Genomic DNA, 14,689 nt, shown 5'->3' on the forward strand with positions numbered 1-14,689 from the left:
TCAGAAGCCGAAGTTCTGCGTCCACCAGGGGCCGCCATCGGCGAAGTGCGCGCCGACGCCCAGGGTGCGGAAGTCGCAGTTCAGGATGTTGGCGCGGTGGCCTTCGCTGTTCATCCAGGCGTCCATCACCGACCGCGCGTCGGCCTGGCCGCGGGCTATGTTCTCGCCGCCGAGGTCGGATATGCCGTAGTCCTGCGCGCGCTCCCACGGGTCGTTGCCGTCGGGGTCGGTGTGGTCGAAGAAGCCGCGCTCGGCCATGTCCTGGCTGTAGTCGCCGGCCAGCTTCGCCAGCTCCGGGTCGTTCGTCAGCGGACGGCAGCCCGCCTGCGCACGCTCCTGGTTGACCAGTCGCAGCACCTCCGCCTCCGCGGCGGTGGTCGCGTCGGTGGTGGCGGTGGGCTTCGAGGAGCGGGTGGGCTCGGAGGTCTGCGTCTTCGTCGGGGACGGCGCCTTGGACGCCGTACGGGACGGGCTCGGGGACTTCGACGACGGGTCCGCGGACTCCGGCTTCTCGCGCTCGGGGGCGGAGGCCGACGGCGAGGCGCTCTTCGACTCCTTGCCGTCCTTGCCGCCGGCCTTCTTCGCCTCGGGCGTCCCGCTCTCCGGGCGGTCCGAGCCGTCGCTCGCGGACGGCGACGCCTCCCGCGTCGGCAGGTCAGAGAAGCCCTGCGTGCTGGGCGACGGCGGGTCGCCCGCCTCCACGTGGCCGGCCGGGCCGCCGCCGCGGTCGAGGTCGAAGCCGCTGCCGAGGACCCCGGAGGCCATCGCCACCGCGCCGACGGCCAGCGCCGCCGACGTACCGAGCATCCCGGCCCTGGCCGGGCTCTGCCTGCGGTGCTGCCCCCGCGACCGGCCGGCGCCGTGCGCCTCGCGGTCGCCGTACGAGCCGTACGACTCGTACGGGCCGTACGTGTCGTACGAGTCGTATGTCTCGTACCGGTCGTACGTGCCGGGCGTGTCCCGGCGGCGGGCTATCGGGGGCTGCGGCTCCGAGCGTCTGTGGCGGCCCATCCGGCTGACCCTTCACGTCCGACGACAACTACTACTGCACACGCTCCACTCGCACACACGAGTGATATTTCTGTCGGGAGACTGTACGCCATGACCCCCGCACCGCAGATGCCCGCGGCGCGATCGTCCGGATAACGTGCGTCACATGCGTCACACGAGTACAGACGTCCGCATGACGGCGTGGGTGCGCGGCGCGGTCCAGGGGGTCGGATTCCGCTGGTTCACCCGCGCCCGCGCGCTGGAGATCGGCGGCCTCAGCGGCTTCGCCGCCAACCTCGCGGACGGCCGGGTCCAGATCGTCGCCGAGGGTCCGCGACAGCAGTGCCAGGAGTTGCTGGAGTGGCTGCGCTCCGACGACACGCCGGGCCGTGTCTCAGGTGTGACGGAGATCTGGGACGAGCCGCGCGGCGGATATCACTCATTTGCCATCCGCTGAGCACGCTCCGCCATAAGGGCTGGTCCGACAGTCGTGACCAGCGGGTTGCCAACGGCTTCCGCGCGTGCAAAGCTCTCACACCAGACGGGTCCCGCCACCCCCCGCGGCCTGAAATTGCACGGGCCGCGCCCGATACGGGTGTGATCGTGTTGACCGTCAAACTATTTGGTGAGACGCTTGAAACCCCGCGCACCCTAGCTGTATGTGCCATGGGCAGACACGCGGGTGCGAATCCCTCACGACCCACACCGCTCGGTCGGTCACTCAGTGTGGAGGACCTTCAATCATGGCAAAGGCGCTTCTCGGTTACGTCGGCGGCACAGACCCGCGACTCCTCGCCGAGATGCGACGGTTGCAGCAGCGTGTCCAGGATCTGGAGTCGGAGCTTGTCCGCGTCCAGGCCGAGAACGACATGCTCGCCGCCGCCGCTGCTCACAACAGCGAGTCACTGCTCGACGTATCCCACGCGGAGCCTGCGCTCACCTGACAATCGTGAAAAACCGTCAGGTCTGCACGTCAACCGCTTGAGATAACTGTCAAGGGACGCTTAACGGCGTCCCTTCGTCGTTTCTCACCGGTCAACGGATCCCCCACGGGGGAACCCGCCCCCGGAGCCGGCACCCCGGGGGTGATGCTCCGTAATTGATGTGCCCCGGCGGTTACCCAGCGAAACCGGCTTGCGCGATAGAGTCTCCGCCACATGTTTCGTCGCCGGAGGAGAGCTCGCCAGTGCACTTGAAGGGCCTCACGCTCCGGGGGTTCAAATCCTTCGCCTCCGCCACCACCCTCCGCTTCGGGCCGGGTATCACCTGCGTCGTCGGCCCGAACGGCTCCGGAAAGTCCAACGTGGTGGACGCGCTGTCCTGGGTGATGGGGGAGCAGGGGGCGAAGTCCCTGCGGGGCGGCAAGATGGAGGACGTGATCTTCGCCGGGACCACCGGCCGGCCGCCGCTCGGCCGCGCCGAGGTCTCGCTGACGATCGACAACTCCGACGGCGCGCTGCCCATCGACTACTCCGAAGTGACCATCACCCGGACGATGTTCCGCAGCGGCGGCAGCGAATACCAGCTCAACGGCGACACCTGCCGCCTCCTGGACATCCAGGAACTGCTGTCCGACTCCGGCATCGGCCGCGAGATGCACGTCATCGTCGGCCAGGGCCGGCTCGACTCCGTCCTGCACGCCGACCCCTCCGGCCGCCGAGCCTTCATCGAGGAGGCCGCCGGCGTCCTCAAGCACCGCAAGCGCAAGGAGAAGGCGCTGCGCAAACTGGACGCAATGCAGGCCAACCTCGCCCGCGTCCAGGACCTCAGCGACGAGCTGCGCCGCCAGCTCAAGCCCCTGGGCCGGCAGGCCGCCGTCGCCCGCCGCGCCGCCGTCATCCAGGCCGACCTGCGCGACGCCCGGCTGCGGCTGCTCGCCGACGACCTCGTCACCCTGCGCGCGGCGCTGTCCGCCGAGATCGCCGACGAAGCCGCGCTGAAGGAACGCAAAGAGGCCACCGAGGCCGAGCTGACCGCCGCCCGCACCCGCGAAGCCGCCCTGGAGGAGCAGGTACGCGCCCTCACCCCCCGGCTCACCGAGGCCCAGGGCGCCTGGCACGAACTCGGCCAGCTCGCCGAGCGGGTCCGCGGCACCGTCAGCCTCGCCGACGCCCGCGCCAAGCACGCCACCGCCGCGCCCGAGGACGAGCGCCGCGGACGTGACCCGGAGGACCTGGAGCGCGAGGCGCAGCGCATCCGCGAGCAGGAGGCGGAACTCGAAGCCGCCCTGGAGGCCGCGGAACGGGCGCTGGAGGACACCGTCGCCCACCGCGCGGAGCTGGAGCGCGAACTCGCCGCCGAGGAGCGGCGGCTGAAGGACGCCGCCCGCGCCGTCGCCGACCGCCGCGAACGGCTCGCCCGGCTCAGCGGCAAGGTCACCGCCGCCCGCGGCCGCGCCGCCTCCGCGCAGGCCGAGATCGGCCGGCTCGCCACCGCCCGCGACGAGGCCGAGGAGCGCGCCGCCGTCGCGCAGGAGGCGTACGAGACGCTGAAGGCCGAGGTCGACGGGCTGGACGAGGGCGACAGCGAGCTGGCCGCCGAGCAGGACGCGGCGAAGAGCGCCCTGAAGGCCGCCGAGGACGAGCTGACCGCCGCCCGCGACGAAGCCGCCGAGGCCGAACGCGCCCGCGCCGCCACCACCGCCCGCCGCGACGCGCTCGCCCTCGGCCTGCGCCGCAAGGACGGCACCGGCACCCTGCTCCAGGCCCGCGACAAGCTGACCGGCGTGCTCGGCCCCGCCGCCGAACTGCTCACCGTCGCCCCCGGGTACGAGGTCGCCGTCGCCGCCGCGCTCGGCGCCGCCGCCGACGCCCTCGCCGTCTCCGGCCCCGCCGCCGCGGCCGACGCGCTGCGGCTGCTGCGCAAGCACGACGCCGGCCGCGCCGCGCTGCTCCTCGGGGACGCCCCGTACGAGCCGGCCCCCGAGGGCGAGCTGCCGCCCGGCGCCCGGCACCTCGCCGCCCTGGTCGCCGGCCCCGACCAGTTGCTGCCCGCCGTGCGCCGGCTGCTGGCCCGTACCGTGTACGTCGCCACGCTGGAGGACGCCGAGGACCTCGTCTCCGCCCGGCCCGAGCTGACCGCCGTCACCGCGGAAGGCGACCTCTTCGGCGCCCACTTCGCCCACGGCGGCTCCGCCGGCGCGCCCAGCCTGCTGGAGGTGCAGGCGTCCGTCGACGAGGCGGCGGCGGAGCTGACCGAGCTGGACACGCGCTGCACGCACCTGGCCCTGCGGCAGGAGGCGGCCGTCGCCCGCCGCGCCGAGTGCGCCGCGCTCGTCGAGGAACTGGGCGGGCGGCGCAGCACCGCGGACCGGGAGAAGTCCCGCGTCGCCGGCGAGCTGGGCCGGCTCGCCGGGCAGGCCCGCGCCGCCGCCGGCGAGGCCGAGCGCAGCGCCGCCGCGGCGGCCCGCGCCGAAGAGGCCCTGGCCCGCGCCGGCGCCGAGGCGGAGGAGCTGGCGGCGCAGTTGGAGACCGCGGAGGAGGAGGCCGGCGCCGCCGAGGACGGGGACGACGGCTCCGACACCTCCGTACGCGACCGGCTCGCCGCCGACGGCGCCAACGCCCGGCAGACCGAGATGGAGGCAAGGCTCCAGGTCCGTACGCACGAGGAGCGGGTCAAGGGCCTCGCCGGCCGAGCCGACGGACTCGACCGCGCCGCCCGCGCCGAGCGCGAGGCGCGCACCCGCGCCGAGCGCCGCCGCGCCCGGCTGCGGCACGAGGCGGCCGTCGCCACGGCGGTCGCCGCCGGCGCCCGGCAGCTCCTCGCGCACGTCGAGGTCTCCCTCGCCCGCGCCGATCAGGAGCGCGCCGCCGCCGAGCGGGCCCGCGCCGAGCGCGAGCAGGAACTCGGCCGGCAGCGCCGGCTCTCCCGCGAGCTGGCCGACGAGCTGGACAAGCTCACGGACTCCGTCCACCGCGGCGAGGTGCTGGGCGCCGAGAAGCGGATGCGCATCGAGCAGTTGGAGGGCCGGGCGCTGGAGGAGCTGGGCGTCGAACCGGCCGACCTGGTGGCGGAGTACGGTCCCGACCAGCTCGTGCCGCCGTCGCTGCCGGCGGAGGGCGAGGAGCTGCCGGACGACCCCGGGCACCCGCGCAACCGGCCGCGGCCGTACGTACGCGGCGAGCAGGAGAAGCGGCTGAAGTCCGCGGAGCGCGCGTACACCAAGCTCGGCAAGGTCAACCCGCTGGCGCTGGAGGAGTTCGCGGCGCTGGAGGAGCGGCACAAGTTCCTCACCGAGCAGCTCGACGACCTCAAGCGCACCCGCGCCGACCTGCTCCAGGTGGTCAAAGAGGTCGACGAGCGCGTCGAGCAGGTCTTCACCGACGCCTTCCACGACACCGCCCGCGAGTTCGAGGGCGTCTTCTCCCGCCTCTTCCCCGGCGGCGAGGGCCGGCTGATCCTCACCGACCCGGACGACATGCTGAACACCGGCGTGGAGGTGGAGGCGCGCCCGCCGGGCAAGAAGGTCAAGCGGCTGTCGCTGCTGTCCGGCGGCGAGCGGTCGCTGACGGCGGTGGCGATGCTGGTGGCGATCTTCATGGCCCGGCCGAGCCCGTTCTACGTGATGGACGAGGTCGAGGCCGCGCTCGACGACACCAACCTCCAGCGCCTGGTGCGGCTGATGCAGGAGCTCCAGCACACCTCGCAGCTCATCGTGATCACGCACCAGAAGCGCACCATGGAGGTCGCCGACGTCCTCTACGGCGTCTCGATGCAGGGCGACGGCGTCTCCAAGGTGATCAGCCAGCGCCTCAACTGACCCCCGGGGACCCGCCGGCCCCACCGCCACCGCCGGGCCCGCTGCCGGCCCGCGGCGGACCGGAAGCGGGCGGGGTGCCGCGAACGGTGCGCGGGAGGGCGATACTGGTGGGCGTTATGGACATCATCCTCATCGTCATCGCCATTGCCGTCGTCGCCGTCCTCGCCGCCGGCGGCCTGGTCGTCGGCTCCCGCCGCCGGAAGCCGCCCGCCGCGCCGCCGCCGTCGCCCGGCCCCAGGACCCCCGCAGAGCCGCAGGTCGGCGAGGAGGCGGGGGAGCCCGGCGACGAGCAGCGCAGGACCATCGAGGAGGTGGGCCTGCCCGGCGAGGCCGCCGCCGGCACCACCGTCGCCGAGCCGCCGGCGCCCCCGGCGCCGGAGCTGGAGGTCCCCGCCCCGGCGGCGGGCCGGCTCGTACGGCTGCGCGCCCGGCTGGCCCGCTCGCAGAACTCCCTCGGCAAGGGCCTGCTCGGCCTGCTCTCCCGCGAACACCTCGACGAGGACACCTGGGAGGAGATCGAGGACACGCTGCTCACCGCCGACGTGGGCGTGCAGCCGACGCAGGAGCTGGTGGAGCGGCTGCGCGAGCGCGTCCGGGTCCTCGGTACGCGCACGCCCGAGGAACTGCGCACGCTGCTGCGCGAGGAGCTGCTGGCGCTCGTCGGCACGGAGGCCGACCGGACGCTGGACACCGCCGAGTCCGTCGGCCCCGAGGGCGGGGCGGTGCCGGGCGTCGTGCTGGTCGTCGGCGTGAACGGCACCGGCAAGACCACGACCACCGGCAAGCTCGCCCGGGTGCTGGTGGCCGACGGCAAGACCGTGGTGCTGGGCGCCGCGGACACCTTCCGGGCCGCCGCCGCGGACCAGCTCCAGACGTGGGGCGAGCGGGTCGGCGCCCGTACCGTACGCGGGCCGGAGGGCGGCGATCCGGCGTCCGTCGCGTACGACGCGGTGAAGGAGGCCATCGACGAGGGCGCCGACGTGGCGCTCATCGACACCGCCGGGCGGCTGCACACCAAGACCGGGCTCATGGACGAGCTGGGCAAGGTCAAGCGGGTGGTGGAGAAGCACGGGCCGGTCGGCGAGGTGCTGCTCGTGCTGGACGCCACCACCGGGCAGAACGGGCTGGTGCAGGCGCGGGTCTTCGCGGAGGTCGTGGACATCACCGGGCTGGTGCTGACCAAGCTGGACGGCACGGCCAAGGGGGGCATCGTGATCGCGGTGCAGCGGGAGCTGGGCGTGCCGGTGAAGCTGGTGGGCCTGGGCGAGGGCGCGGACGACCTGGCGCCGTTCGAGCCCGAGGCGTTCGTGGACGCGCTGATCGGCGACTGACCGGACCGGCCTGGTCTGCTACGGAGCCGGCCGGGCGGGTCGATGGCGGCAGGCCGGCGCCGGGGTCAGCCCGAGCGGAGCCAGGTGCTCTGCGCGTACGCCAGCGTGCCCAGCAGCAGCCGCGCCGGCGGCGGGCCGCCCGCCGTGTCCAGCGTCGGCGGGCGCAGCCAGCGCACCGGGCCGAGGCCGCGCAGATCGCAGGGCGGGGCGAGCAACTGGTCCCCGCGGCCGAGGCAGCGCAGATCGAGCCGGGCGCCGTCCCAGCCCATGCGGTACAGCAGCCGGGGCATCTCGGCGGCCGCGCCGGGGGCTACGAAGAAGTGCGCGCGCCCGTCCGGGGCGGCGCAGACCGGGCCGAGCGGCAGCCCCATGCGCTCCAGCCGGGGCAGCGCCCGCCGCCCGGCGACGACGCTGACCTCCAGCGCGTCGAACGACCGGCCCACCGGCAGCAGCACCGCGGCCCCCGGCGTACGCGCCCAGGCGTCCGTCACCTCGTCCAGCGGGGTGCCGGCGGGGACGGGGCGCGCGTCCGGCAGCGGATGCTCGCCGGGGGCGGGGCAGGCGGCGCCCTGCGCGCAGGAGCAGATCCGCCCGCCGCCGGGAGCGCGCACGAGGGGCGCGCCGGGCAGCACGTCCCAGCCCCACAGCCCGGTGTACTCGGCCACCGCCGTCACCGCGAGTCCGGCGGACGTACGGGCACGCCGGACGGACCCGATGTCGCGTCGGCCGCGGATGCCGCCGATCGTGAAACCCATGCCCCCTCCAACTGCTCGCCGGTGCGCTTGGTTACTGCACCTGCCTCACTCACAGCAGTCTGCTGGTAACACTGTGTTGTCGGGGAGGTGTATCCGGGGTGTGATGGCGCGCCAGGGGGTAGCGTGGTTCGCGGCGCACGCCCCGCCGGACGCCACCCCGCCCGTTACGGTGTCGTCCCTCGTCAAGTCAACCGCGTGTCTCCGGCGCGGTGTTCACTCGTAGGGGTGGCGAATGGTGGCGTTTCCCGGATCGCGGTCGCGAAACGGTGATCGTAGGATTACTTTCGGTGCAAGCGGTGGCGGCATGCGACATGTGGATATGCCAAAGGCAGGAATTCCCACCGGGCTTCGGGGGCGCCGGTTCCGGGGATAATCCGGGGCACCACGACGGCCGAGGCGGGATGGGGGCGTTGGAGTTGGACGGCACGGGCGGCAGCCGGACCGGTGCCACCGGCGCGGGCAAGAGCCCCAACGAGGAGCTGACTTCCTGGTTCCTGCGCAGCGGCTGGTCCAAGGGCGAGCTGGCCCGGCAGGTCAACCGCCGGGCCCGCCGGCTCGGCGCGCACCACATCAGCACCGACACCTCCCGCGTCCGCCGCTGGCTCGACGGCGAGCAGCCGCGCGAGCCGATCCCCCGGATCCTCGCCGACCTGTTCTCCGAGCGCTTCGGCTGCGTCGTCGGCGTCGACCAGCTCGGACTGCACGCGGCCCGCCCCCGCCCCGCCGTCTCCGGCATCGACCTGCCGTGGAACGCCGACGAAACCGTCGAGCAGATCAACGAGTTCTCGCGCAGCGACCTCATGCTCGCCCGCCGCGGCTTCCTCGGCCCCTCCCTGAACGTCGCCGCGGGCCCGGTCCTCGTCGAGCCCATGCAGCGCTGGCTGGCACAGCCGCCCGCCTCCGGCGGCGCCGCGGCCCCGTTACCGGCCCCGGCCGCCGCCTCCGCCACCGCGCCCGGCGGCGCTCCGCCCTTCTCCCGCGCCCTCTCCGGACCCGAGCTGGAGCTGCTGGAGACCACCACCGCCAAGTTCCGCCAGTGGGACGCCCAGTGCGGCGGCGGACTGCGCCGCAAGGCCGTCGTCGGGCAGCTCCACGAGACCACCGACCTGCTCAGGGAGCCGCACCCGCCCGCGGTCGTCCGCCGACTGTTCCGCATCACCGCGGAACTCGCCCAGCTCGGCGGCTGGATGAGCTACGACGTGGGCCTCCAGCCCACCGCCCAGAAGTACTTCGTGCTGGCCCTGCACGCCGCCAAGGAGGCCGGCGACCGCCCTCTCGGCGCGTACGTCCTGTCCAGCATGGCCCGCCAGATGATCCACCTCGGCCGCGCCGACGACGCCCTGGAGCTGATCCACCTCGCCCAGTACGGCAGCCGCGACAGCGCGACGGCCCGTACGCAGTCGATGCTGTATGCGATGGAGGCGCGCGCGTACGCCAACCTCGGCCGCCCGGACCGCTGCCACCGGGCCGTGCGCATGGCCCAGGACTGCTTCACCGAGATCGACCCCGGCCGCCCCGAGCCCGACTGGATCCGGTTCTTCTCCGAGGCCGAACTGAACAGCGAGAACGCCCACTCCTACCGCGACCTCGCCTACGTCGCCGGCCGCAGCCCCACCTACGCCGCCCTCGCCCGGCCGGTCATGGTGCGCGCCGTCGAGCTGTTCGCCGCGGACGCCGAGCGCCGCCGCTCGTACGCGCTGAACCTGGTCGGCCTGGCCACCGTTCACCTGCTGGAGGAGGAGCCGGAGCAGTGCGCGCTGTGCGCCGGCGAGGCCCTCACCGTCGCCCGCCAGGTGCGCTCCGAGCGGGTCAGCACCCGGCTGCGCAAGACCGTCGACACCGCCGTGCGCCGCTACGGCGCCGTGGGCGAGGTCGCCGACCTGGCCGACCGGCTCGCCCGCGAACTCCCGGAGACCGTGGAAGCCGCCGGCTGACCCGCCCGCGGCTTCCCCGGCACCCGGCCCGTCCCCCGGACGGGCCGCCCCCCGTGGTGCGGCCGAGAGTAACCGCGCCCTCGTGCGCCCGTGGCAAGTTCACCGCCCCGTAACACCTCCGTGGCCTTCGTCACGCCCCCGAAACACCGTGGGGCGGTGGCCGAAACCCCGCTGCGCCAGCCTCTTGCGCATTCCGGCCCACACCACTTCAGCCCGCACGGGCCGTACGAGGAGGAGACGCGACGTTGAATGGCGCCGATACCGCATTCGTCCTGATCAGCGCGGCGCTGGTCATGTTGATGACGCCCGGTCTTGCCTTCTTCTACGGGGGCATGGTCCGGGTCAAAAGCACCCTGAACATGCTGATGATGAGCTTTATCTCGCTCGGGATCGTCAGCATCCTGTGGGTGCTCTACGGCTACAGCCTCACCTTCGGCGACGACATCGGCGGGGGCATCCTCGGCGACCTCGACCACGTGGGCATGGCCGGGATCACGCCCGACACCCTGACGGGCGGTGACGAGGGCATCCCGGTGCTGGCGTTCGCCGCCTTCCAACTGATGTTCGCCATCATCACCCCGGCCCTCATCAGCGGCGCTCTCGCGGACCGGGTGAAGTTCACCGCCTGGGCCCTGTTCATCGCCCTGTGGGTCACGGTGGTCTACTTCCCCGTCGCGCACTGGGTCTGGGGCCCCGAGGGCTTCATCGGCCTCAACGGCGACATCAAGGCCATCGACTTCGCGGGCGGCACCGCGGTGCACATCAACGCCGGCATCGCGGCGCTGGCCGCCGTCCTGGTCGTAGGAAAGCGCATCGGCTTCAAGAAGGACCCGATGCGGCCGCACAACCTGCCCTTCGTGCTGCTGGGCGCGGCGCTGCTGTGGTTCGGCTGGTTCGGCTTCAACGCCGGGTCCGAGCTGGCCGCCGACGGCGTCGCCGCCACGATGCTCCTCAACACCCAGGTCGCCACCGGCGCCGCCGTCGTCGGCTGGCTGATCTACGAGAAGGTGCGCCACGGCTCCGTGACCATGCTCGGCGCCGCGTCCGGCGCCATCGCCGGCCTGGTGGCGATCACCCCCTCCGGCGCGTCCGTCAACGCCATGGGCGCGCTGGCCGTGGGCATCATCGCCGGCGTCGTCTGCGCCTGGGCCGTGGGCCTGAAGTACAAGCTCGGCTACGACGACTCGCTCGATGTCGTCGGCGTCCACCTGGTCGGCGGGATCGTCGGCACGCTGGCCATCGGCTTCTTCGCCATCGACGACATCGGCCTCTTCTACGGCGGCGGGCTGGAGCAGCTCGGCCGGCAGGCGGCGGGCGCGGGCGTGGTGCTCGTGTACACGTTCGTCGTCACCTGGCTGATTGCCAAGGGCATCGACAAGCTGGTGGGCTTCCGGGTCGGCGAGGACGAGGAGCTCGCGGGCGTCGACCGGTCGCAGCACGCGGAGAGCGCGTACGACTACAGCGGCGTCGGCTCGGCGGCGTCGGTCGCCCCCGCGCCGGCGACGGCGTCCGTGGGCGGTCAGGCGTCGGGCACGGACAGGGCGGCCACGGCCGCGGAGAAGAAGGTGGACGCGTGAAGCTCATCACGGCAGTGATCAAGCCGCACCGGCTGGACGAGGTGAAGGAGGCCCTCCAGGCCTTCGGAGTGCAGGGGCTGACGGTCACGGAGGCCAGCGGCTACGGCAGGCAGCGCGGCCACACCGAGGTCTACCGGGGCGCGGAGTACACCGTGGACCTCGTACCGAAGGTGCGCATCGAGGTGCTGGTGGAGGACGACGACGCCGAGCAGTTGGTCGAGGTCGTGGTGAAGGCCGCGCGGACCGGCAAGATCGGCGACGGCAAGGTGTGGAGCGTACCGGTGGACACGGCGGTACGGGTACGAACAGGCGAGCGCGGCCCCGACGCGCTCTGACCTCGCGGTCGGCGACCACCGCCCGCGACCGGCCCGCAAGGAGGCGGGCCGGCCGTGGGCGGACCAACTGGCGGGAGTACGTGGGTGACGGAGACCGGAGACGGGCGCGAGCCCGCACACGGGGGCGGGGAACCGGACGAGGGCACGAGCGGGGTGCGGACGAGCACGCGGCCCGCCGGGGGGACCGAAGCCGGGGGCGTACCGCCGCCCGGCGCGGACGGCGGCCGACCGGCGGGCGACGCGGCGAACTTCGCGGCGGAGGCCGGCGAGGCCGACGCGGCGGCGGGGGCTGCCGCGGCGGGGGGCGAGGAGGCGTACGCGGCGGCCCGCGTGCGGCTGCTCGGCGCCGAGGGCGGCGCGGCCCGGCGGACCGCGCTGGCCCGGGCCACCGACCGCTGGCTCGCCGGGCTCCTCCACGGGGCGACGGGCGGCACCGGCGGCCCGGGGCAGGGCGCCGGCAACGCGCCCGAGCCCGCCGACGCCGACGGGCCCGACGGCTCGGGCGGCGCCGGCGACCGCGGCTCCCGCGACCCCGGCGCGCCCCGCACCGGCAGCACCCGCGGAATCTCCCTCGTCGCCGTCGGCGGCTACGGGCGCGGGGAGCTGTCCCCCCGCAGCGACCTCGACCTGCTCCTCCTGCACGACGGGTCCCTCGGCCCCGGCGCGCTCGCCGCCGTCGCCGACCGGCTCTGGTACCCCGTCTGGGACATGGGCCTGGCCCTCGACCACTCCGTACGCACCCCCGCCGAGGCGCTCAAGACCGCCGCCGACGACCTCAAGGTCACTCTCGGCCTGCTCGACGTCCGCCACGTCGCCGGCGACGCCGCCCTCACCTCCGGGCTGCGCACCGCCGTCTTCGCCGACTGGCGCAACCGCGCCGCCGGCCGGCTCCCCGAGCTGCGCGAGCTGGGCCGGGAGCGCGCCGAGCGGCACGGCGAGCTCCAGTTCCTGCTGGAGCCGGACCTCAAGGAGGCCCGCGGCGGCCTGCGCGACGCCACCACCCTGCGCGCCGTCGCCGCCTCCTGGCTCGCCGACGCGCCCCGCGAGGGCCTGGACGGCGCCCGCGCCCGGCTGCTTAACACCCGCGACGTGCTGCACCTGACCACCGGCCGCGCCACCGACCGCCTCGCGCTCCAGGAGCAGGACCAGGTCGCCGCCGCCCTCGGCCTGCTCGACGCCGACACCCTGCTGCGCGAGGTCTACGAGGCCGCGCGCACCATCGCGTACGCCACCGACGTCACCTGGCGCGAGGTCGACCGCGTCCTGCGCGCCCGCGGCGGCCGGCGCGGCACCGCCCGCCTGCGCAGCCTCATCGGCTCCACGCCCCGCACCGCCCAGCGCGGCCCCGCGGAGCGCTCCCCCCTCGCCGACGGCGTCGTCGAGCAGGACGGCGAGGTCGTCCTCGCCCGTACCGCCCGGCCCGCCCGCGACCCCGTGCTGCCGTTGCGCGCCGCTGCCGCCGCCGCGCAGGCGGGGCTGCCGCTGTCGCTGCACGCGGTACGGCTGCTGGCCGCGCAGGCGCCGCCGCTGCCCGTACCATGGCCGGACGAGGCGCGCGAGCAACTGGTCACCCTGCTGGGCGCCGGCGAGGCCACGGTGCCGGTGTGGGAGAGCCTGGAGGCGGAGGGGTTCATCACGCGGCTGCTGCCCGACTGGGAGCGCGTGCGCTGCCGCCCCCAGCGCAACGCCGTGCACCGCTGGACCGTCGACCGCCACCTCGTCGAGACCGCCGTACGGGCCGCGCGGCTCACCCGCCGCGTCGGCCGGCCGGACCTGCTGCTGGTCGCCGCGCTACTGCACGACATCGGCAAGGGCTGGCCGGACGGCCCGGGCGGGCACAGCATCACCGGCGAGACCATCGCCCGCGACATGGCCCGGCGCATCGGCTTCCCCGCCGCCGACGCCGACGTCCTCGCCACCCTCGTCCGCCACCACCTGCTGCTCGTGGAGACCGCCACCCGCCGCGACCTCGACGACCCCGCGACCGTACGGCTCGTGGCCGACGCCGTCGGCGGACGCGGCACGCTGGAGCTGCTGCACGCGCTCACCGAGGCCGACGCGCTGGCCACCGGACCGGCGGCGTGGAGCGCCTGGCGCGCCTCGCTGGTCACCGACCTCGCCGCGCGGGTCGACGCCGCGCTGGCCGGCGATCCGGCCGCGGCACCGGCGGGGGAGCGGGCCGAGCGGGCACCGGGCGCGGTGGAGGAGCGGCTGGCGGTCGAGGCGTGGCGTACGCGCGCACCGGCGCTGACGCTGCTCGCCAGGGCCGAGGAGCCGCCGGCGGCGGAGCCGGACGAGGGCACCGGTGGCATCGAGCAGAGCGGCACGCAGCCGCTGGGCGTGGAGCTGCTGGTCGCCGTCCCGGACCGGCCGGGCGTCCTGGCGGCGCTCGCGGGCGTACTGGCGCTGCACCGGCTGACCGTACGCACCGCCGGGCTGCGCCCCCTGCGGCTGCCCCCGGGTGTGGCCGACGGCCCGCAGCCGCCGCGCGAGGCGGAGCCGCGGCCCGCCGACGCCGACGCTGCCTCCGACGCGGACGCCGACGCCGCCCCCCACGTCCTCCTCCTCAACTGGCGCGTGGCCGCCGAGTTCGGCTCCCTCCCCGCCGCCGACCGCCTCCGCGCCGACCTCCTGCGCGTCCTCGACGGCACCCTCGACGTCCCCGCCCGCCTCGCCGAGCGGGAAAAGGCGTACCGCCCCCGCCGCCGCGGCACGCCCGCCCCGCCGCCCCGCGTGACCGTCGTACCCGGCAGCTCGCAGCACGCCACCGTCATCGAGGTACGCGCCCAGGACGCCCCCGGCCTGCTGCACCGCATCGGCCGCGCGCTGGAGGCGGCCGGCGTGCGGGTGCGCGGCGCGTACGTCAGCACCCTCGGCGCCAACGCCGTCGACGCCTTCTACGTCACCGACGCCGCCGGCCGCCCGCTCACCGACCGCGAAGCCGACGAACTGGCCGGGACCCTCCAGGCCGCGCTGGTCTGATCCGCTCCGCCGCGCACCGCCGGTCC

10 protein-coding genes are annotated in these 14,689 nt (G+C 74.8%); 8 read left to right on the forward strand and 2 right to left on the reverse strand.

All coding sequences use genetic code 11. From position 1 onward, the window contains the following. Entirely contained in the window at positions 1-1,011 is a 1,011-nt protein-coding gene (locus QBL21_RS08740) for a CAP domain-containing protein (RefSeq protein ID WP_407561444.1), read from the reverse strand. 145 nt (positions 1,012-1,156) lie between these two features. Between QBL21_RS08740 and QBL21_RS08745 the strand changes: the two genes are divergently transcribed. From QBL21_RS08745 to ftsY, 4 genes are all read left to right on the forward strand, one after another. Continuing rightward, positions 1,157-1,447 (forward strand): acylphosphatase, encoded by a 291-nt coding sequence (locus tag QBL21_RS08745; RefSeq protein ID WP_407561445.1) that lies wholly within the window; start codon positions 1,157-1,159, stop codon positions 1,445-1,447. A 286-nt stretch (positions 1,448-1,733) separates the two neighbouring features. Beyond that, positions 1,734-1,934, forward strand: a complete 201-nt coding sequence (locus QBL21_RS08750; protein WP_407561446.1) for a hypothetical protein — start codon at positions 1,734-1,736, stop codon at positions 1,932-1,934. Positions 1,935-2,176: 242 nt separating this feature from the next. Beyond that, entirely contained in the window at positions 2,177-5,749 is a 3,573-nt protein-coding gene (smc, locus tag QBL21_RS08755; protein WP_407561447.1) for a chromosome segregation protein SMC, read from the forward strand. A gap of 116 nt (positions 5,750-5,865) precedes the next feature. Continuing rightward, on the forward strand, positions 5,866-7,080 hold the full coding sequence (gene ftsY, locus QBL21_RS08760) for a signal recognition particle-docking protein FtsY (protein WP_407561448.1): 1,215 nt from the start codon (positions 5,866-5,868) through the stop codon (positions 7,078-7,080). 65 nt (positions 7,081-7,145) lie between these two features. On the opposite strand, the gene QBL21_RS08765 is transcribed toward ftsY, so the two are convergent. Next, positions 7,146-7,835: a bifunctional DNA primase/polymerase gene (locus QBL21_RS08765; RefSeq protein ID WP_407561449.1), complete on the reverse strand. Its 690-nt coding sequence runs from the start codon at positions 7,833-7,835 to the stop codon at positions 7,146-7,148. Positions 7,836-8,236: 401 nt separating this feature from the next. On the opposite strand from QBL21_RS08765, the gene QBL21_RS08770 reads away from it, so the two are divergent. The 4 genes from QBL21_RS08770 to QBL21_RS08785 all read left to right on the forward strand — a co-directional run bounded on the left by QBL21_RS08770 (position 8,237) and on the right by QBL21_RS08785 (position 14,663). Continuing rightward, complete coding sequence (locus QBL21_RS08770) at positions 8,237-9,769, forward strand: hypothetical protein (protein ID WP_407561450.1); 1,533 nt, start codon at positions 8,237-8,239, stop codon at positions 9,767-9,769. 245 nt (positions 9,770-10,014) lie between these two features. Beyond that, positions 10,015-11,346, forward strand: coding sequence for an ammonium transporter (locus QBL21_RS08775; RefSeq protein WP_407561451.1), 1,332 nt, complete (start codon positions 10,015-10,017; stop codon positions 11,344-11,346). After that, positions 11,343-11,681, forward strand: coding sequence for a P-II family nitrogen regulator (locus tag QBL21_RS08780; protein ID WP_027771544.1), 339 nt, complete (start codon positions 11,343-11,345; stop codon positions 11,679-11,681). The genes QBL21_RS08775 and QBL21_RS08780 overlap by 4 nt, the downstream gene beginning before the upstream one ends. A 330-nt stretch (positions 11,682-12,011) precedes the next feature. Beyond that, positions 12,012-14,663 (forward strand): [protein-PII] uridylyltransferase, encoded by a 2,652-nt coding sequence (locus QBL21_RS08785; RefSeq protein ID WP_407566354.1) that lies wholly within the window; start codon positions 12,012-12,014, stop codon positions 14,661-14,663. Positions 14,664-14,689: the final 26 nt, after the last annotated feature.

The sequence above is a fragment of the Streptomyces sp. 184 genome (genome assembly GCF_045781775.1).
GTDB lineage: Bacteria > Actinomycetota > Actinomycetes > Streptomycetales > Streptomycetaceae > Streptomyces.

Excerpts from the sequence above, each read along its gene's own strand:
- QBL21_RS08740 (WP_407561444.1), bottom strand. The coding sequence starts at position 1,011 with ATGGGCCGCCACAGACGCTCGGAGCCGCAGCCCCCGATAGCCCGCCGC.
- QBL21_RS08745 (WP_407561445.1), top strand. The coding sequence starts at position 1,157 with ATGCGTCACACGAGTACAGACGTCCGCATGACGGCGTGGGTGCGCGGC.
- QBL21_RS08750 (WP_407561446.1), top strand. The coding sequence starts at position 1,734 with ATGGCAAAGGCGCTTCTCGGTTACGTCGGCGGCACAGACCCGCGACTC.
- ftsY (WP_407561448.1), top strand. The coding sequence starts at position 5,866 with ATGGACATCATCCTCATCGTCATCGCCATTGCCGTCGTCGCCGTCCTC.
- QBL21_RS08765 (WP_407561449.1), bottom strand. The coding sequence starts at position 7,835 with ATGGGTTTCACGATCGGCGGCATCCGCGGCCGACGCGACATCGGGTCC.
- QBL21_RS08770 (WP_407561450.1), top strand. The coding sequence starts at position 8,237 with ATGGGGGCGTTGGAGTTGGACGGCACGGGCGGCAGCCGGACCGGTGCC.